We start from the raw sequence: 19,013 nt of genomic DNA on the forward strand, positions 1-19,013 counted from the left end.
GCACGACGTTCTATTTCCGCAGAACGGCCTCACGGTCGTCCACCGTCTCCACCCGGGTCGCAAACCAGTTTGCCAGCAGCGCGCCGGAAATGTTGTGCCAGACGCTAAAGATTGCGCTGGGCACCGCGGCAAGCGGCGAGAAATAGGCGGTGGCCAGCGCGGCGCCGAGGCCGGAATTCTGCATGCCGACTTCGATGGCGATGGCCTTGCGCTTGGCGAGCGACAGTCCGGACGCCTTCGCCGCGAAGAAGCCGAGGAGATACCCCAGGCCGTTGTGCAGCACGACGACGGCGAAGATCATCAGGCCGGATTGCGCAATGGCCGCCTTCGACCCGCCGACGACGGCGGACACGATCAGAACGATCCCGATCACGCTTACGAGCGGAAGTGCAGGTACAGCGGCCTTGACGACGCCAGGGAGAAGCTTCTGCAGCGCCGCGCCCAGTGCGAGCGGAACCAGGACGACCTTGATGATGCTGAGAAACATTGCCCAGCCATCGACCGGAAGGAACTGGCTGGCAAGCATCCAGACCAGGAAGGGCGTGATGATCGGCGCGGCCAGCGTCGTGACCGAGGTGCAGGCAACCGACAGGGCGACATCGCCCTTGGACAGGAAGGTCATCACATTGGATGACGTGCCGCCCGGGCAGCAGCCGACGAGGATGACGCCCGCCGCGACCTCCGGCGGCATGGGGATGATCCATGTCAGGAAGACGGCCAGCAGCGGCATGATCGCGAACTGGCCGACGACGCCGATGGTCACGTCGAACGGCCGTCGCAAAACCTCGCGAAAATCGTCGACGGAGAGGGTCAGCCCCATGCCGAACATGATGATCGACAGAAGGGTGACGATCCATGGGCCAATCTGCTTGAACGTATCCGGAAAGAAGAAGCCAAGGACCGCAAAGAGGATGACCCAAAGGGCGAAGCTTTTGCCGACGAAGGCCGAGATGGATGACAGGCGGTTCATAGGCGCACTCCCGATGCCGTTTTGCCGTGGTGTAAACGCCGCGCCTTCCCTGTCAAGAGCAGGACTTCTGCAATCCAGGGCTTTCGTCCTTTGCATATTGTTCAACGATTTGTTAGGGAGCCGTTTACAAGATAAAGGAAGCCGATGTTCAAATTCACGATCAATCCGCCCGTCTTCTTCGGATCGGTGGCTGTCATTCTGATGTTTGTCGCTGTCGGCGCCATCGCGCCGATGCGGGCCGAGGCGATTTTCGGCGCCCTGCAAAGCTGGATCCTCTCATCTTTCGGCTGGCTGTATCTTCTGGCGGTCGGCGTCTTCCTGTTCGGCATTCTCATTCTTGCCTTCGGCCGTTACGGGGACCTGAAGCTCGGCCCCGACGACAGCCAGCCGGAGTTTCGATACCTCTCCTGGATTGCCATGCTGTTTGCCGCCGGGATGGGCATCGGTCTCATGTACTTTGCTGTCGGCGAACCGATGACGCATTTTGCGACCCCGCCGACCGCCGACCCGCTGTCGGTCGCGGCAAAGCGCGAGGCGATGAGCGTCATCTTCTTTCACTGGGGCATCCACGCCTGGGCGATCTATTCGGTGGTGGGCCTGTCGCTCGCCTATTTCGGGTATCGCTACAACCTCCCACTGACCATTCGTTCGGGGCTGTATCCCCTCTTGAAGGAACGCATCAACGGCCCGATCGGGCATATGGTGGATATCTTCGCCATCTGCGGCACGCTCTTCGGCATTGCCACATCCCTCGGACTCGGCGTGCTCCAGATCAATGCCGGGCTGAACTTCCTGCTCGGCGTGCCTGTATCGTCCGTCGTGCAGGCGATCCTGATCGTCGTCATCTCGGCGGTCGCGACGCTCTCCGTCGTCAGCGGTCTGGGCAAGGGTGTGCGCATTCTGAGCGAGCTCAATCTCGTCGTCGCCGTGGCGCTCATGGTCTTCGTTCTGATCGTCGGCCCCAGCACGCAGCTGATGCGGGATTTCGTCCAGAATATCGGGCTTTACCTCGATACGTTCCTGCTGCGCACCTTCAACATCTACGCCTACGAGCCGACCCCCTGGATCGACTCCTGGACGCTGTTCTACTGGGCCTGGTGGATCTCGTGGTCGCCCTTCGTCGGCATGTTCATCGCGCGTATCTCGCGCGGACGGACCGTGCGTGAATTCGTGATCGCGGTGCTCTTCGTGCCGAGCATCTTCACATTCCTCTGGATGACCGTGTTCGGCAACACGGCGATCGATATCGATCAGGGCGTCGCCGTCGGTGCGCTCGGGCAGGCCATATCGCAGGATATCTCGGTCGGGCTCTTCCAGTTCTTCCAGTACCTGCCGTTCCCGGCGGTCACCTCGGCGCTTGCCGTGGCGCTGGTCGCCATCTTTTTCGTCACATCGGCCGATTCCGGCTCGCTGGTGATCGACACGATCGCGGCCGGTGGTGAAACCAACACCGGAACGGCGCAACGCATCTTCTGGTGCGGCCTCGAGGGCTTCGTGGCGATCGTCCTGCTGCTGACGGGCGGGCTGACCGCGCTGCAATCCGCGACCATCGCCTCCGCCTTGCCTTTCGTCTTCGTGATGATGGCCCTGCTGTTCGGCTTGTTCAAGGGTATGCGGGCCGACGTGGCGCAGCAATCGACCCTTGTCGGGCCCATGGTGGCCCATCCGGCCGCCGGCATCACCTGGCAGCGCCGGCTGGCACTGGCGCTGAATGCCCCGAGCGCGACGGACGTTGCCACCTTCATCGACACCGTTGCGGAACCGGCGCTGGCGGCCGTTGCGGGCGAACTCCGGCGCGCCGGGCGGGATGCGACAGTGCGGCGGAGCGCAGAGGATGCGGGAACCGGCGGCGGGCTTGTGAGCCTGTCGGTGCCGGCCGAGCGCGTTCGCGACTTCGTCTATGCCGTTGCGCCCGCGGCGCAGAAACTGCCGGCCTACACCGCGTTCGACGCGGCGAAGATGGGGCTTCGGCACGAAGCGCGCACCTCGTTCTCGGATGGCAGCAAGGGTTATGACATCATGGGAATGAACAAGGAGCAGATCATCACGGATGTTCTTGCCCAGTTCGAACGCTACCTCGCATTGACGGCGTCAACCGAAACCGCGCTGATGACAAACGCGCCCGAGCACCCGTAAGGTCCCACGGACCGCGTGCGGACGGCCATGTCCCATCGCTCTGCAGCGCGGCGGTCGCCCGCCGGCTGCGCACTTCCCATGCCTCATGCATGTCGCCCGAACGTGCAGCGGTTTCGGGAAACGACATTCATCAAAACAAGACCTGAAAGCGCGTTGCGTGAATCCTTTTGCACGCAACGCGCTTTAGAACCGTGCCTTCAGCTGCGCGCCGACGTTCCATTCGGGATCGTCATACTGGCGGAAAGTGGCGCCGACCGAAGTGTCCATGTGCCAAACATCATCGAGACGGACGCCGATCCGGCCTCCGGCCGACGCAAAGGACTGGTCGCGTGCCTGGCCGGATACATCTCCGACCCAGTCGACAGATGCGCCTACGGCCTTGTCATCGGCGAAGATGCGGCCCACCGCACCAGACAGCGTGTAGTCCAGGCGGCCCTCGGTCTGGTGGCTCCAGGCGACTTCGGCGCTGGCGATGTTTTCGCTCGACGTGCCGCCGCGGACCTTGGCCGCGAAGAGATTGCGATCCGTCGCGGGCTCGTCGTAGCCGTCGAGGTCAAGCCATGCCTTTGTGAAGCGCGCCGAGAGCACGATCTCGTTTGCCGGGTCCGGCGCGAAAACGGCACCGATACGTCCGTAGGCGCTGACGAGCGATCCATCGGCGGTACCGCCGGCGGAGACGACGGTGCTCGTGTCGAGGTAGCTGCGAGACAGATCTGCGCGCACATTGGGTGAGCCCCAGGCGCCGACCTCGCCAAAGCCCCTCCACGTCGCCTGCGGCGTCGTGTAGCGGACGGCTCCGGCGAGCAAAGCCAGCGTGTCGACCGAGACAGCGTCTTCGTCGGGATTGACGATCGCGGCACCGCCGAGAAGGCTGATCCCGCTGCCGGCTTCCCACCGACCCTTGAATCCTGCCGCAGCGCCGGACGTGCCGAACAGGCTGATGGAACTGCCGGCATCGAAGCGCTCCCCTTCGCCGAGAAGCCCCTGTGCCGTGCCCATGAGTTCGGCGGCGATCGCCTGCCGCTGGCGCGCCAGCTGATCCATCGAGTTCGTCACCGAAGTCAACGTCGTGAAGCCGAGACGCGTGATATCGACGGTGTCGAGAAGGAGGGTCGCGTCCGGTGTGTTCGGATCGATCGGTGCCGTCGTCTCGACGACGATCGTCAGGCCAAGCGTGTCCGATCCCGAAATTCCGACCTTGCCGCCTGTGGCGACGTCGTCCTGCAGCGGGCCTCCGACCTGATATGTGAGAACCTGTCGACCATCTTGCAGGGTCACGATCTGTGCCGTCTGGCCATCTTCCGCCGTGACGAAGCCGCGATAATCGACGCCGAAGACGCTGAAGCCGTCGGCGCGCGTGACGGGAACGGTCAACTGGCAGGTGCTCGTCGCACGCGACAGGCCGGGGCCGCCGCCGGCCGTTGCCGAAAAGTCGTCGAAGAGCACGCTGGTCGCATTGCCATCAGGCGAGGGAACGCTCGAAAACGTGCCGTCCGCACATCCGTCCGCCGCAGCGGCATTGCCCGACACGACCGCTGCTACGCCTGCGAAACAGAGGGCGAGAGACGTTCTGTTGCCCATGGGGAAACCTTCGATGGTGGCCGGCCGTGGCGGATCTGTCGAATGCGGGCGGGCGGCGTGTTTGCGCCGACCGCCCGGTTTGATGTTAGCGGCAGGTCTTCCACTGCAGCTGGTAAACGATGGCGGCCTTTACATCCTGTGTGTCGACCGTCGCCATGGCTTCCTGGCCACGGGTGGTGTTCACGCGGATGCTGGAATTGGTCCGCAGGTTGACGTCCTCGCCGCAGGCCGACCAGATCAGGGAGTCGGCAACCAGCTTGTTGGAAATCAGGTAGTCCTTTTCGTTCGGGCCATTGAAGGTCTTGACGAAGGCCGGTCCGCGCGTTCCGGCAAAGAAGTATTCGACGTTGAACTGCGAGCGGGCGCCGCGCGGCAGCTGATTGAAGCCGCGATAGTCGATCGCCAGGACCGAGACGCTGCGACCCTGGGGCACGTGAACCGGAATCGCGACGTTGCAGGTCTTGCGGTCGAAGTTCTTGCCGGTGTCTCCGCCGGCCTGGACGATGTAGTTGTCGAACAGCAGGCTCAGGGCCTTGCCGTCCGGGCTGATCGTCGCCGAAACGCTGTCGGACGGGCAACCGCTACCGCCGTAGCCGGGAACGCCGAGGGAAATGTCGTCCGCGTAAGCTGCAGACGAGATGAACAGCGACGCCAGCAGGAGACCGAATCTCTTCATTGAACTTCCTCGTTTTGATGTGAGCCTTACGCCCTGGCAGGAAAATAGGTGTGCCAACATGAACCGTCGCTGAGCATTCCGTTCGGCTGCAATTCACGTCGGGAAGCGCTAGGAGTAGAGGGACGTGGTTAAGAGAGTTTTAAGCAAACGCGTTCGAAATCGCGTCATTTGGTGGCAAGATCATGTTCGTTCGCACGCACACAGATGATGCCGCTCGCTTCGGCGGTAACGGACCGACCGTCAGGAAGGAAAGAAAACGATGAAACTCCGCTCCTTTGCCCGGAACGCGACGATCCTATCCGCCATCGGCCTCGTCCTTGCGGGATGCGCCACCGATCCGTCCGCACCGACCGTCCAAGGAAGGCCGTCCCGCTCCGCGGAGATCCTGCAGGAGCACCAGCGCAAGCAGGCGATCCGCGCGCGCGAAGGCGGCTACGAGCGCCTGTATCGCCCGCGTCTGTGCCGATCGAACACGGATCCCTGCCTTCGCTGACCTGTGTCTGCTCAACATCTCGGGGGCAGGCCCGACTGCAAGGCGGGTCTAGCGGAAGATCGATTTCAGCACGTTGCCGCCCTTCAGGAGGTCAATGATCTCGTCGCCGCGCCCGTTCAGCACGGCCTGCATGCCCCAGAGACCGAAGCCCTTGACCTCGTCGGCGGTGACCACCGGCGGCATGGAAAGTTCCTGCGGATTGGTGACGACGTCGAGCAAGGCGGGGCCGGGATGCGCAAGAACGCTCGCGATGGCATCCTCCAGCAGAGCGGGATCCTCAACGCGGATGGCGTGGATGCCCATGGCCTGTGCCATCAAGGCAAAGTTCGGATTTTGAAGATCGGTTCCGAACTTGAGGAAGCCGCCGCCCTTCATCTCCAGAGCCACGAAGCCGAGAGACCCATTGTTGTAGATCACCACCTTCACCGGCAGATCTTGCTGCGCCAGCGTAAGGAAATCGCCCATCAGCATGGTGAAGCCGCCATCGCCCGAAAGGCTGATGACCTGCCGGCCGGGAAAGGCTGCCTGTGCGCCGATCGCCTGCGGCATCGCGTTGGCCATCGAACCATGTGCAAGCGAACTCAGCATCCGTCGACGCCCGTTCATCGCGAGATACCGCGCCGCCCACACCGTGACGGTGCCGACGTCGAAGGTAAAAACCGCATCGTCGGAGGCCTGGTCGCTGATGGCCTTGGTGAGGTACTGCGGATGAATTGGCTTTCGCCCCGGCGTTCCGGTCGCAAGCTCGTCAAGCCCCTTTCGCGCCTTCTTGTAGTTGGCAAGGCTCTTGCGCAAGAAGGCATCGTCGGTCTTGCGGTCCAGTCGGGGCAGCAGGCCCTCGATCGTCGCGCCGATATCGCCGACGACGCCGAGCGCGAGCGGCGTCCTCCGCCCAAGATTCTCCGGGCGGAGATCCACCTGCGCAATCGTCGCGTCCTTCGGAAAAAATTGGCGGTAGGGAAAGTCCGTGCCCAGCATCAGCAGGGTGTCGCAATCCATCAGCGCGTGATAGCCGGACGTGAACCCGATCAGACCGGTCATGCCGACATCGTAAGGGTTGTCCCATTCCACATGTTCCTTGCCACCCAAGGCATGAACGATCGGCGCCTTCAGCGCTTCGGCAAGCTGGATGACCCGATCATGCGCGCCGGCGCAGCCGCGGCCGCAGAACAGGGTGATCCGGTCGCCCTTGTTCAGAAGATCCGCCAGCGCGGCGAGCTCGGTCGCGCCGGGAGTAACCACGGGAGCGACGATCCGCAGGCCGGCGGCAGCGGAGATCGGGGCCTCATAGGCTGACAACGCGATATCGCCGGGGATCACCACGACGGAGACGCTGCGATTGCCCAGCGCACTGCGGATCGCCGTCTCGAGAATGCCGGGCAGCTGCTCGGGGTGGGAGACCAGTTCGCAATAATCCGAGCATGCCCGAAAGAGCTCTTCGGGTTTCGTTTCCTGAAAGTAGTTCCGGCCGATTTCGCGCGACGGGATCTGCGCGGCAATGGCGAGGACGGGAACGCGGCTCCGGTGGCAATCGAAGAGACCGTTGATCAGATGCGTGTTCCCCGGACCGCAGGATCCCGCACAGACGGCAAGTTCTCCCGTCAGCGCGGCCTCGGCGCCCGCCGCAAAAGCCGCAACCTCTTCGTGGCGCACATGCACCCAGTCGATATCGCCGCGCTTGCGCAGCGACTCGGTCATTGCGTTCAGACTATCGCCGACAAGCCCGTAGATGCGGCGGACGCCGGCCTGATGGAGAACCTCGGTGACGAGGTCGGCTGCGGTCTTGGCCATGGCGGAGCTCCTGTGACGATGAGACGGCCTGCCGATCGCACGGGTCAACAGGCGGGATCGCCACTGTCGGACGATCGCATTCCGACATCTATGGCAGCGAAGCCGACAGTCGAGGGCCTTTTCGCATGCCGAGCGGGAGGTCGGGCAGACGACCGATCGTCCAGCGCCGCGCGGTCCTAAAGTGTCTTCAGCAAGCGCAGAAGGGAAAGGATTTCCAGCGGGGTGCGCCGCTTGAACCCGATATATGTCGGCATTTCCTCGCCATGGAAACGCCGCTTGAAAGCGGCTTGTCCCTGCAGGTTGAAGATCCGGGCGTTGACCCTTTCCGAGCGAAAGGCCCGTTGGAACAGGCCGCGCCAGATGCGGCTTTCCGAAAAGCCGCTTTCCGTAATGGCCGCAAGCGGCGACAGTCCGAACGTGACGATCGCCCGGCCCTCTGCGGCAAACCGTTCTGTCGCAAACTTCGTCAGGCCGATCTCCGCGTGCGGCGTCGTTCCTGCGAGCTTTCGCTTGAACGCGACCGTATAACCGATCACCTCGCCGTCACGAAAGATCGGATCGAAATCGAGGACCGCGACCGGATGGCCTTCGGGATCGATGATGAGAAAGCGGCGCATGAAGGGTGCGAGCTGCACGCCGAAGGGCCGATTGAGGAAGCGCATTTCGCGCCGGCTGACGATGCGGCCGCTGCGCCAGTTTGATGAGATCTCTCGCACCTTCTGCGCGTCGGCAATGCTTCCGTCGCACTCGATCAGCCGGTAGTTTTTCTTGAGGAGCCAGCGCTCGGAATAGCGGATTGTCTCGTTTCGCTTACCGGCAAACGAGTGCGTGTCGAGCGACAGTTTCGTGTCAACGCCCATGTGATTGATCCGATAACCGAGCGTCTCCAGCACGGCAGCCGTATCGCGCGAGGTTTGTACGAAGCAGGGCGCGTTCGAAGCCGCGACGAAGCGGCGTATGTAATCGGCTCGGCGCGCCGGATCCGCGACGGGGTCGCCAAGCACGAAGGTGTGACCCATCTTGGTTGCATAGGCGATGTAGCCATCGGCATCGCCGAAATACTTGAGATCCGGTTGGGCATAGGTCGAATAGGCCAGCGAGAAATCGCCATACTTTCGCACGAGCTCCAGCCGGGCGGGCGCATCGAGCTCGGCAGCAGGCAGCTTGGGAAGGCGCGCATTCAGGATCGCGTCCGTCCGCTTGCGTAGGCTTGGCATTCACAGGGCTCCGGAATAAAGCGAAGGCAGGGTTGGATGGCATTTGACGAAATATAAGGTAAACGCTTACCCAGCTGCTTTGGACATTGCCACCTTGTCGCTCCCGCGCACAGTCCCTAGTCTGCGGAAAGCGTTGGAAAGAAGCTATTTTGTCGACAGAAGTCCATGAGGTTGTGATCGTCGGGGCCGGGCTGGCCGGATTGACGGCCGCCTATGTCCTCCGGCAGCACGGCATCCCGGCGATCCTGCTCGAACGCGAGCCGGATCTTGGCCTTTCCTGGCAGAGGCGTCACCCGCAGCTCACGCTGAACACCCACCGCAGCCTCTCCACGCTTCCCGACAGCCGATATCCCGCGGGCACAGGTGCGTTTCCCAAACGCAACGCAGTGGTTCAGCATCTCCGAGACTTCGCCCGCGAGCACGCCTTCGACATCCGCCATGGCGTCACTGTGCGCGAGATCACGCGAGACGCGAGCGGCGTCCTGAACATCGCCTGCGGCGATGGCGATCTGCAGGCACGACATGTGATCATGGCCGTCGGGCGCGACACGGAGAGACAGTTTCCACCCTGGCCCGGACTGGAGAGCTATGAGGGCGACGTGCGGCATGCTGCCGACTTCGGCGACGCCCTATCTTACGTTGGTCGATCCGTCCTGGTCGTCGGAGGTGGCAATTCCGGCTTCGACGTTCTCAATCATTTGAGCCGCGTGAAGACGGGCCCTGTCTGGTTTTCCGTCCGGCGCGGCCCGTCCATCCTGCCGAAACGGCTGTTCCGCTTTGCGGTGCACCGCCTGTCTCCCATCATGCAGGCGCTGCCGACGCCCGTTGTCGATCGCATGATCGCCATAACGCAGTTTCTCGCCTTCGGCCGTCTCGCCCGGCTCGGATTTCCGGAAGGCGCGCACGACGCTGCGACGCGGCTGGTCCACCAGCAGATCGCCATTCCCGTCGATGATGGCGCAATCGCCGCCATCCGGCGCAAGCAGGTCAGCGTCGTTCGCGGCGTCCATTCCCTTGAACGCAACGCCGTGATTTTGGAAGACGGACGTCGACTGGCGCCGGACGTCGTCATCGTCGCCACAGGCTACGGCTCGGCTGCCTTGGCTCACAGCAAGGGTCACGATGGAGATGGACTCTGGCACGTCGGACTGACGCCCAGCCTTACCTCTTACTTTCGCCAGACGCGGCTCGAGGCGACGCGTGTCGCGAAGGCGATCAAACGATCTTCGGGAAACTGAGATTGTCTGAAGGCAGCGGGTCGCTCGTCCAATGGTCGGGGGCGGCCGATGACTGCGGCTTTGCGGCAGGGACGGGGGGCCGATAGGGCACCTGCGCAAAGTCCTGTGCTCGGGAGAAACTGCTAAGGTAGGCTTTTCCGAAGAAGCAGCCATGCCTATAGCATTAGTAAGTCAAGAAAAGCGAAAATATCGACTTAACTTTGACTTAATCCGACATCGCTAGTGTCTGCGCACGAAGATCAAGCACCTTCGTATCCAGCGGCATGACGCTCGCCCTTTTTCGCCGGAAACGGCATGTCCCCTCAGCCTCCTTGCCTGCAGAGCGCCCGACACCGAGGAACTTCCGTGCCCAGAACATCAAACCTGATGACGCGCATTCTCATTGCCGCGTCCGTCCTCGTTGCCGTGGCTTTTGCCGGCTTCTCGTTCTATATCGACACGCTGCAACGACGAGCGACGACGCATTCTGTCGAAGAGAATATCGCCTTTTCCGGGAAGCAGGCGGCGCAAAGCGTCGCGAACTGGCTCAACGGTCGCGTCACGCTGACGGCCATGGCTGCCGACGCCGCTGCCAACGCGTCTGATCCCGCAGCGCTTCTCGCCGTTCTGAAGAATGATGTTCTGGTCAAGGAGTTCATGACGACCTATGTCGGTGACGAGGCCGGCATCTTTACCATGTGGCCGGCGTCGGACATGCCGGCCGACTACGACCCGCGGAAACGCCCTTGGTACCAGGATGCCGCAAAGGCGAAAGGCGCTGTCCTGACGGACCCTTACGTCGACGCATCGAGCGGTGACCTGATCATCAGCGCGGCGGTGCCTCTCATCAGAAATGGCGCGCTCGCCGGCGTTGCAGGCAGCGACTTTTCGCTCAAAACGCTGGTCTCCATGATCCAGTCGATCGACGCAGGAACCGGCGGCTTCGCCTTTCTCGTCAACAAGTCCGGCCAGATTCTCGTCCATCCCGACGCCAAGCTGGTGACGAAGTCTCTTTCCGACGCCTTCCCGACGGCGACACCGGCGATCGGCAGCGGTATCACGGAGACGCAATCCGACGGTAAGTCGATGCTTGTCAGCTTCGTGCCGGTCGCAGGCCTTCCCACCGTCGAATGGTATGTCGGCTTTGCGGTCGATGCCGATCAGGTCTACGCCGCCATCGGTCAATTCCGCATTGCCGCAACGATCGCGACACTTCTCGCCGTCGGCGCCATGATCGTCTTTCTGGCAAGCCTCCTCAGCCGCCTTGTCATTCGCCCGGTCACCAATATGACGCGCGCCATGGAAAAGCTGGCATCGGGCGACCTCAAGACGGAAATTCCGGGGCAGGAGCGCCGCGATCAGATCGGCTCCATGGCCGCCGCCGTCGCCGTCTTCCGCGACAATGCCCTTGACCGGACACGCCTCGAGGCCGAGGCGGAAAGTGGCCGCTCGCTCTCCGAGCGCGAACAGCGCGAGCGTGAGGCCGCGAAGGCGAGAGAAACTGCCGACATCCAGCATGCCGTTGAGGCTCTCGCAACGGGGCTTGGCAGACTGGCCGATGGCGACCTTGGCTATCGCATCTCGACGCCCTTCGTCCTTCATCTCGACCGCCTGCGCGCCGACTTCAACCATGCCGTTTCCAAACTGCATGACGCCCTGCGCGCCGTCGGCAGCAATGCGCTTGCCATCGATGCCGGTGCGAGCGAGATCCGCCATGCAGCAGACGATCTTGCCCGCCGCACAGAACAGCAGGCCGCCTCTGTCGAAGAAACCGCAGCCGCGCTCGAGGAGATCACCACCACCGTGCGCGACAGCGCGCGCCGTGCCGAGGAGGTCGGTCAGCTCGTTGCCCGTGCCCGTGCCGGCGCAGAGACCTCCGGCGAGATCGTCGGCAAGGCCGTCAGCGCCATGCAGGGCATCGAGACATCGTCCAACGAGATCGGCAACATTATCGGCGTCATCGACGACATCGCGTTCCAGACGAACCTGCTCGCCTTGAATGCAGGCGTCGAAGCGGCGCGTGCCGGGGAGGCGGGCAAGGGCTTTGCCGTCGTCGCCCAGGAAGTTCGCGAACTGGCGCAGCGTTCCGCGAAGGCAGCCAAGGAGATCAAGGCGCTGATCACAACCTCTAGCGGGCAGGTGCGCACGGGTGTCTCCCTGGTCGGCGAGACCGGCCAGTGCCTTCAGGCAATTGCAGGGCAGGTTCAGGAGATCAACGCGCATATTGCGGCGATCGTCACCGCCAGCCGCGAGCAGTCGACCGGGCTTCAGGAGATCAACACCGCCGTGAACACCATGGACCAGGGCACCCAGCAGAATGCGGCCATGGTCGAGGAGCAGACGGCTGCAAGCCACGGGCTGGCGGGGGAGGCCGCTGCGCTGAACGCATTGCTCGAGCAGTTCAAGCTGGGTGATGAGGGCGCGACGCGGCAGACGACGCCGGCACGCCGGGCGGCCTGATCCAAAGCCCCTGAAGCGCTCGATCGAAGAGATGGGGTGCTGCAAGGGGGGCTGCAAGGGGCGGCGGCTCGCGCCACTAGCGTCGGAAGATCACGCTGTCGGGCGCGCACCGCCGCTCCCAACCCGACCGCTCCAAAGCCGGCGTGTCGTCGTCGGCTGCGGGATAGCCGAGGCAGAAGTAACCGATGAAATGCCAGGTTTCCGGGATGTCGAGGGAGGTCACCACCTCCTGGGGGTCGAGAATCGACAGCCAGCCGAGCCCGATCCCCTCCGCCCGGGCGGCAAGCCATAGCGTGTGGACGGCGAGCACAACCGAATAATCGAGCGTTTCCGGCATTGTCCTGCGCCCAAGCCTATCCCCTTGGGCAGTGGCGCGGTCGCAAAAGACGGCAAGCTGGCAGGGCGCCGCATCGAGACCGGCAAGCTTCAGTTGGGCATACCGTTGCGCTTTGTCGCCCGAATATCCTGAAAGCGCGTTGGCGTTGCACGCCTCGAACCCCCGGCGCACGCCGTCGCGGCGTGTGACGTCGTTGACAAGAACAAAGCGCCAGGGTTGGCTGAGGCCAACCGATGGCGCGCGGCAGGCCGCTTCGAGCAGGCGCTCCACCGTGCCTGCGGGTAGCGGATCGGAGCGGAACAGCCGCACATCGCGACGCCATGTCAGAAGCTGCGCCAGTTCGGCCTGGAAACCGGCGTCGAATGTCTTTCGCGGCAGCATGTTCCCCGTCCTCGGTTCGACCGCTTCGGTGGTCTTGCGGCGGATCGCTGCCGCTTAACAGCTGGAGACCGGCAGGCGCCAGACGGTGGCCGCCGTTCTCGACAAGCCCCGGCTCGGTCACACGTTCGGGTTTACCGCTGGCGCTTCGGGCCTGCCCGTCCACAGAGGAATGTTCAGATCGCGAGAAACCTCCGGATCGGCCGTGTACAACGGCCGGCCTTCGGCAAGCAACTGCTCGATGACGGTCTTGTCCATCTGGACATGAGCGCGTGCCAGACCGGTCTGATTGTACGAATGTCCGGTCGAGTTCGGGTTGATGCCTGTGATGATGACCTGCGGCGCACCGTGATAGAGGGCGAAGAGGACGGCATTCAGGCCGTTCGAGCATTTGTCCTCGGTCCGCACCTCCGTGTTCTTGCGGCCTGTCATGCGGTCAAAGAGGGACATCCGCTCGTACCGGTCGATGATCACGAGATTGTCGTAGCCGTAGCCGAAGGCTTTCAACCCATCCACGAGCCGCTGGCGCGCATTCTTGCGCCAGAGCAGGACATACAGACTGCGCGTCCGCCGACCCGTGAGAACGCGGCGGACCTCTCTCGCATTCGTCGACGTGCCCTCGACCTGGTTGAACATCATGAAGGTGATATCCGGAACGTCGATCCCCCAGGCGCGTATCGCGGACTGCGATCCGTTGATCGTCATCACGCTGAAATCCGCGTCCCAACCTTCCGGTTTGTTGATAACAGGCGCAGAGCCGACCACGACCGCGGGGCCGCGGAAGACGTGGTCGCAGGCGGGTGGGCGCGGGCGGATCAGCCGGTACTTGAGCGACCGATGAAGGCGCTGGCGGGTCTGGACGAACCACTTCTTCATGTCTTGCATCGAAGCCCCTTATTCGGCCGCCACAGAAGGTGCGTCACCGCTTCTTCAGAAACCGGGGTTTGAGATTGCGCAGAAACATATCTGCGGATTTCAGGACGCCGGTGAGCGAAATGAGCTTGTCCACCTGCGCATCCGTGTTGCCGATGCGTTGCGAGAGAACGTCGGCCACCGTGAAGGATATCTGGCTGGGCGGGATCTCGGGGAAGCGTGCGGACAGCTTGGCATAGGGATCGGACAGGTCCGCATTGTGAAGCGAGAGCTTGCCTGCCGTGGCAAATACCCGCAGACAGACCTGTTCGAAGACCCAGTCGTGAACGGCCACAACCCGCCACTTCTCGCTTCTTTTGCCCGAAAATCCTGCCAGCACGACCTCGACCGGCACGCGCTGTTCCAAGAGCCAGTAGGCCAATGCGAAGCCCGACGTCGGAAGCTTGTCTGCGGGATAGATCCCGTTGCCGAGCGATGTCAGGTCCAGATGGCCGGTGGGCGTGCCGCCATAATCGGTCTGCGTGTTCGGCGTTTCGCTTTCGGCGAGACGGATGTTCAGAATGCCGTGGAAACTGTCGGGGACGAAAAGCCCGAGCACCTGCTCGACCTCGCCCCGGTAGACGATGTTTGCACCCCGCGGCTGCGCCCGGGACACGAGCATGCTGTGGCCGGCGAAAGGTTGCTGGAGAACTTTATAGGCCTTGTTGAAAAAGACGAACAAGGCATCGTCCGTGTAGGCGCGCCTCAAGGCAGGGACGTCGACCTGTTCGCTGTTGGCCACCAGGATGACCCGGGAGAACCGGGAGAAGAAGGTCCGCCAATCCTGCTCGGAGGACAGGCCGGCGGTCGTCTCAGCGTCTCGATCTCCGGCGATATCCATAAAACCTGCCACTTTCAGACGATATCCGGTGAAACGCGGTTCATCGGGGCTCATGCTGTTGAACGATGGCCCGCAAAGATAGTAAGGCCATATGAACGCGGTCGGCAGAGGCTCGGCCCGGTTCTATCTTGTCGGGTTTCTACAAATGTTCGGATGGAAGAGCAAACGGAGTTTCACGCGGGAGCTCGTCGTCACGCCACCGGCACCTTTGGCCGGTCGCCACGGCATATCCATCGTCGCCTGCGTCAAGAATGAAGCGTCCTATATCGAGGAGTGGATCCGCTTTCACACCGCGATCGGCGTTCGGCATTTTCACATCTACGACGACGGCTCGACGGACGGCACGATGGACATCCTCCGGTCGCTCTTGCCCGCCGACGCTCTGACGGTCGTTCCCTGGATCATGCGCATGCGCGACCAGGCGACATCGGTGGTGCTGAATGGCCAGGCGATCGCCTTCGCGCATGCCCTGCTCAATTTTGGTGGTCGATACGATTGGATGGCGTTCATCGATGTGGATGAGTTCCTGCTGCCGCGCCGCGACCGGACGCTCGAGGAAGCATTGCGCCACGTGAAGGGCTTTCCGAACATTTCCCTGCCGTGGCACATGTTTGGACATGGCGGCCATCGGGTGCGCCCTGCGGGGCCCGTCTGCCTCAACTACACGGCGCGGGTGGCCCACCCGGAGCGCCAGGGCGGAAACGCCAGCAACTTCAAATGCATCGTTGATCCCACAAGCGTAACCGGCGTCAGCGTGCATCGTTTCTGGACGAAGGCGTTCGGTGATCGCACGTCGAACGATGCTGGCATGGTCGCATCGGTGCGGGATCGCAAGGCAGAGGCGTTCTATTCGGCAGAAAATCTGCAGCTCAATCATTATTATCTGAAGTCGCAGCAGGAGCTTGCCGAGAAGGTCGCGCGTGGCTGGTCGTTCGACGATACGACGGAGAAATATCGGCAGAAGGTTGCCGAAACCGCCCGCTATATCGAACACGACGTGGTCGAAGACCGTGCCCTGGCCGCCTTCATTGCACGAAACAACATCGATCTCGGACCATCCGCGATCCCAGTGCCGGAGACGATGCATGACCGAACATCCTGATCGTTCCGCCGTCCTGCCATCGGTCCGCAGAGGTTGGGCCGTGACCGAGGAAAAGGCAGGCACGCTCACGCAGTGTCTCGGGATCGCCCGACAGATCGACCCCGCGCCGGTCGTCAAGATCGTGACGAGACCGCACGGCTGGCGCAAATGGTTCAAACCCCGGCTGTTCTCGACGCGCGAAGCCGAGCCCGCCTTCCTGGTGTCCTGCGGCTTCCGCGCGGAAGAGCCCGTCCTTGCCATCAAGCACGCTTTCGGCGGCCGGCCATTCGCCGTGCATCTGCAGCGGCCTCGTGTGGATGGCTATGATCTCATCTTCGTTTCGCGGCACGACTGGGTGCCGGACCTCGACGGGATCGGCCATGTCCGGCAGATGGTGGGCGTCCCCCACCAGATCACCCCGGAAAGGCTGGCGGCATACGCCGACAGCCGGTCGAAATATGCGGAACCGACCGACCGGGTCGCCGCCGTCTTCCTCGGCGGTTCCAATGGCGCCTATCTCTATGACGACGCCTGTCATCTGCACATCCGCGATGCCGTCAAGGGCCTTGAGGCGGCGGGATGGAAGGTCGTCATCACCGTCTCTCGACGGTCCAGCGAGGAGACGCTGCAGGCTGCCTTGACGCTGCGATCCGAAAACATCACGGTCTGGGACCGTACGGGGGAAAATCCGTATCTCGATTTCATGGCTTCGGCGGATGCGTTTCTGATTGCCAAGGACTCGATCACCATGCCCTGCGAGGCGCTGGTGACCGGAAAGCCGGTCTATACGCTCGATCTCACGCCCGTTCCGGGCGAGCGGCTTTTAAAGTTCGAGACCTATCACACGGACCTTCGGGAAACGCTGAACCTGACGCGGGCCTTCAAAGGAGATCTCGCACCCTATGTCTACGAGCCTTTGAACGAAACGAAGCGCATCGGTGCGATCGTTGCGGATGCACTGGCAGACCGGCAGATCCGTGGTCCGCGCCGTATTTCGGTCAGCGTAAAGCGGCAGATCTGAGAAGAGCGGCGTCGTTCTGCGACGGGAGGCTATTCCCGCCAGTGATCCCCCACCCAGAGGGTGGGCTTGATGTAGTGACGCAGGTCGCTGAAGAGCGAATGCCGGCGCTCCCTGCCGGTCAGCACGTTCATGAAATAGGTGGCAGGCGTCGATGCGATCTGTTTGCCCCGGTACTTCCCTTCAAAGGCATGCTGCGGAAGCAGGCCACGTGGAAAAATGACGACGCGGGCGGACTTGGGCAGCTTCGGCGGCAGAAAGTAATTCAACGGGAATGTGCGACGGCAATCCTGGCGGAAATGCAGAACCCAGCGTCTCGGATAGAATGTCACGCCGCCGGGTGCGTTCTTTGTAACGAACCGCTGCTCGTAGCGATACTCGTCAGCGACCTTCTGCGGATCAGCACGGAATTTGTCCTGGATCGGCTGCAGTTTGCCGACGGGGAAACGAAACAGCGACGTCTGACCGAGGCGCTCGAACGGCGTGGTCTGGTTCCGAGCCATGACGATATCGTCCGGCCCGCCGACGGTGAAAAAGTCGTCGAGCGAGGAAACGATCACCAGGTCGAGATCCAGAAACAGGACTGCACCCTTGAGATTGCCGAGTGTCTTGCCCCAGAGGCGCGCCTTTGGCCAGATCCCACGGGAATTGACGGGCATGACCACGTCGAGTTCGGGAAGATCCTCGCAGGCGACCTCCGGCCGGATGCCGTCTCGATTGTCTGTAAAACAGGTGAAGGTGAAGGGCGGCGTGATGTTCCGCTCCACCATGGCATAGAGCCGGTTGATGAAGGGCGGGCCGTATTTCGTGCCCCAGTTGATGCAGATGATCTGCTTCACTCCACCGCTTGCTTCGAGATTCTGCAACGACATTTTCCGACCTCTTACGGACCTCGGGCCGCTCCCACCCGGAGGCCTCCGAGCAGCGCGAGCCTCCTGTCCTATTGCAATCGACACCTTACTGTAAGGCTAGATGGAATGACGGTGGTGCAAGCCTACGGACGATGCGGCTGACGGCGATCGCGGTCAGCCGCATCCTGTTGGTCAGCGCTGCTGGACGTGGAGCATGCGTTCTCGCGTCGCGAACCACTCTTCCGAATAGTCGTCGTTCTTGTACTCTTCGAAATAAGGACCGCCGTCTGTGAAGTGGACGAGGGCCGCATCTTCGCTGCGCTCGTACTCGTTGACCAACCAGTTCCAGGCCGGGGGCAGTTCGCCGATCAGTTCTTCCGATTCCAGCCACTTGAACTGGTGAAGCTCCAGGCCTGTTGCCGTGTTGACGTATTCAAGGTCGAGCTTGCGGCACTTCGCATTGTTGAACAGGATCACGCTTGACCAGTTCTTCTTTTCGTATTTCGTCTGGACCTGCCCGAGAAACTTCGTCTCGACCTTCGGGACATAGTCGTGCTTCACGCACATGGCGGCATAGCGATCATCTTTCAGCTCCCAGAGCTTGGCAATGTCCGTGCGCATGAGCATGTCGCAGTCGGCAAAGAGCGACCAGCCTTCAAAGTTGCTGAGATAAGGCACCAGGAAGCGCGAGAAGGAAAATTCGGTCGACTGGAGCGAATTGCGCTCGCGCGTGAAGATGTTTGCAACGTTGCTCAGCACGATGGGCGTGAACGCGACAGGAATGGAGCTCTTTTCCAGAATGCTCTGGCAAAGAACGTGATAGGCGGCAACTTCCTTGGTATCGAAACCGATGAAGACATTGGCAATTTCGGTCATAACTCTCTCATTCCTCAAATGCGTTTCCGATTTTGGCAAGACGCGTCGTCTGGCTGACGCCGGCGCTCCCGATCGGCAGCTTATGTCGAGCGTCTGGCCATTCCAGGATCCAGCAAGGTGTTTCCAAAGGGCCTTTGGGACGGAATATCAGTGACCTCCGTAAGCTGCAACCCTATGG

16 protein-coding genes are annotated in these 19,013 nt (G+C 62.3%); 6 read left to right on the top strand and 10 right to left on the bottom strand.

Features of this window, described 5'->3' with window-relative positions; all coding sequences use genetic code 11:
- Positions 1 to 10: 10 nt before the first annotated feature.
- Entirely contained in the window at positions 11 to 970 is a 960-nt protein-coding gene (locus ASG25_RS19760) for a bile acid:sodium symporter family protein (RefSeq protein WP_062478323.1), read from the bottom strand.
- 144 nt (positions 971 to 1,114) lie between these two features.
- Between ASG25_RS19760 and ASG25_RS19765 the strand changes: the two genes are divergently transcribed.
- The gene (locus ASG25_RS19765) at positions 1,115 to 3,106 is read left to right on the top strand and encodes a BCCT family transporter (protein WP_062478326.1); all 1,992 of its coding nucleotides are present in this window, start codon (positions 1,115 to 1,117) and stop codon (positions 3,104 to 3,106) included.
- A gap of 183 nt (positions 3,107 to 3,289) precedes the next feature.
- Here ASG25_RS19765 and ASG25_RS19770 read toward each other — a convergent pair whose 3' ends face one another.
- Positions 3,290 to 4,687 carry a DUF4360 domain-containing protein gene (locus tag ASG25_RS19770; protein ID WP_062478329.1) on the bottom strand — a complete coding sequence of 466 codons (1,398 nt, stop codon included), beginning with the start codon at positions 4,685 to 4,687 and terminating at the stop codon, positions 3,290 to 3,292.
- 85 nt (positions 4,688 to 4,772) lie between these two features.
- Entirely contained in the window at positions 4,773 to 5,363 is a 591-nt protein-coding gene (locus ASG25_RS19775) for a DUF4360 domain-containing protein (RefSeq protein WP_082475709.1), read from the bottom strand.
- Between the two features lie 259 nt (positions 5,364 to 5,622).
- Between ASG25_RS19775 and ASG25_RS19780 the strand changes: the two genes are divergently transcribed.
- Complete coding sequence (locus ASG25_RS19780; protein ID WP_062478336.1) at positions 5,623 to 5,856, top strand: hypothetical protein; 234 nt, start codon at positions 5,623 to 5,625, stop codon at positions 5,854 to 5,856.
- A 48-nt stretch (positions 5,857 to 5,904) separates the two neighbouring features.
- On the opposite strand, the gene poxB is transcribed toward ASG25_RS19780, so the two are convergent.
- Positions 5,905 to 7,647, bottom strand: coding sequence for a ubiquinone-dependent pyruvate dehydrogenase (gene poxB / locus ASG25_RS19785; protein WP_062478339.1), 1,743 nt, complete (start codon positions 7,645 to 7,647; stop codon positions 5,905 to 5,907).
- A 176-nt stretch (positions 7,648 to 7,823) separates the two neighbouring features.
- Positions 7,824 to 8,864 carry a phosphatidylglycerol lysyltransferase domain-containing protein gene (locus ASG25_RS19790; RefSeq protein WP_062478342.1) on the bottom strand — a complete coding sequence of 347 codons (1,041 nt, stop codon included), beginning with the start codon at positions 8,862 to 8,864 and terminating at the stop codon, positions 7,824 to 7,826.
- Positions 8,865 to 9,013: 149 nt separating this feature from the next.
- Here ASG25_RS19790 and ASG25_RS19795 point away from each other — a divergent pair, with 149 nt between their 5' ends.
- Together ASG25_RS19795 and ASG25_RS19800 are read left to right on the top strand one after the other, a co-directional pair.
- Complete coding sequence (locus tag ASG25_RS19795; RefSeq protein ID WP_062601245.1) at positions 9,014 to 10,102, top strand: NAD(P)/FAD-dependent oxidoreductase; 1,089 nt, start codon at positions 9,014 to 9,016, stop codon at positions 10,100 to 10,102.
- A gap of 294 nt (positions 10,103 to 10,396) precedes the next feature.
- Positions 10,397 to 12,541, top strand: coding sequence for a methyl-accepting chemotaxis protein (locus ASG25_RS19800; RefSeq protein ID WP_244479454.1), 2,145 nt, complete (start codon positions 10,397 to 10,399; stop codon positions 12,539 to 12,541).
- Positions 12,542 to 12,617: 76 nt separating this feature from the next.
- Here the strand turns inward: ASG25_RS19800 and bluB are convergent, their stop codons facing one another.
- The 3 genes from bluB to ASG25_RS19815 all read right to left on the bottom strand — a co-directional run bounded on the left by bluB (position 12,618) and on the right by ASG25_RS19815 (position 15,009).
- A complete protein-coding gene (bluB, locus tag ASG25_RS19805) occupies positions 12,618 to 13,259 on the bottom strand; it encodes a 5,6-dimethylbenzimidazole synthase (RefSeq protein WP_062478351.1) in 642 nt (213 codons plus the stop codon).
- Positions 13,260 to 13,376: 117 nt separating this feature from the next.
- Positions 13,377 to 14,132 carry a hypothetical protein gene (locus ASG25_RS19810; RefSeq protein ID WP_062478354.1) on the bottom strand — a complete coding sequence of 252 codons (756 nt, stop codon included), beginning with the start codon at positions 14,130 to 14,132 and terminating at the stop codon, positions 13,377 to 13,379.
- 43 nt (positions 14,133 to 14,175) lie between these two features.
- The gene (locus ASG25_RS19815) at positions 14,176 to 15,009 is read right to left on the bottom strand and encodes a hypothetical protein (RefSeq protein ID WP_062478357.1); all 834 of its coding nucleotides are present in this window, start codon (positions 15,007 to 15,009) and stop codon (positions 14,176 to 14,178) included.
- Positions 15,010 to 15,154: 145 nt separating this feature from the next.
- On the opposite strand from ASG25_RS19815, the gene ASG25_RS19820 reads away from it, so the two are divergent.
- Positions 15,155 to 16,111, top strand: a complete 957-nt coding sequence (locus ASG25_RS19820; RefSeq protein WP_062478857.1) for a glycosyltransferase family 92 protein — start codon at positions 15,155 to 15,157, stop codon at positions 16,109 to 16,111.
- Entirely contained in the window at positions 16,095 to 17,111 is a 1,017-nt protein-coding gene (locus ASG25_RS19825; protein WP_062478360.1) for an ELM1/GtrOC1 family putative glycosyltransferase, read from the top strand. The genes ASG25_RS19820 and ASG25_RS19825 overlap by 17 nt, the downstream gene beginning before the upstream one ends.
- 29 nt (positions 17,112 to 17,140) lie before the next feature.
- Here ASG25_RS19825 and ASG25_RS19830 read toward each other — a convergent pair whose 3' ends face one another.
- Both ASG25_RS19830 and ASG25_RS19835 read right to left on the bottom strand, forming a co-directional pair.
- Positions 17,141 to 17,980 (bottom strand): hypothetical protein, encoded by an 840-nt coding sequence (locus ASG25_RS19830; RefSeq protein WP_062478363.1) that lies wholly within the window; start codon positions 17,978 to 17,980, stop codon positions 17,141 to 17,143.
- 171 nt (positions 17,981 to 18,151) lie between these two features.
- A complete protein-coding gene (locus ASG25_RS19835; protein WP_062478365.1) occupies positions 18,152 to 18,835 on the bottom strand; it encodes a hypothetical protein in 684 nt (227 codons plus the stop codon).
- Positions 18,836 to 19,013 lie beyond the last annotated feature (178 nt).

This window comes from Rhizobium sp. Leaf384 (assembly GCF_001424065.1).
In the GTDB taxonomy this organism is placed as follows: domain Bacteria; phylum Pseudomonadota; class Alphaproteobacteria; order Rhizobiales; family Rhizobiaceae; genus Ferranicluibacter.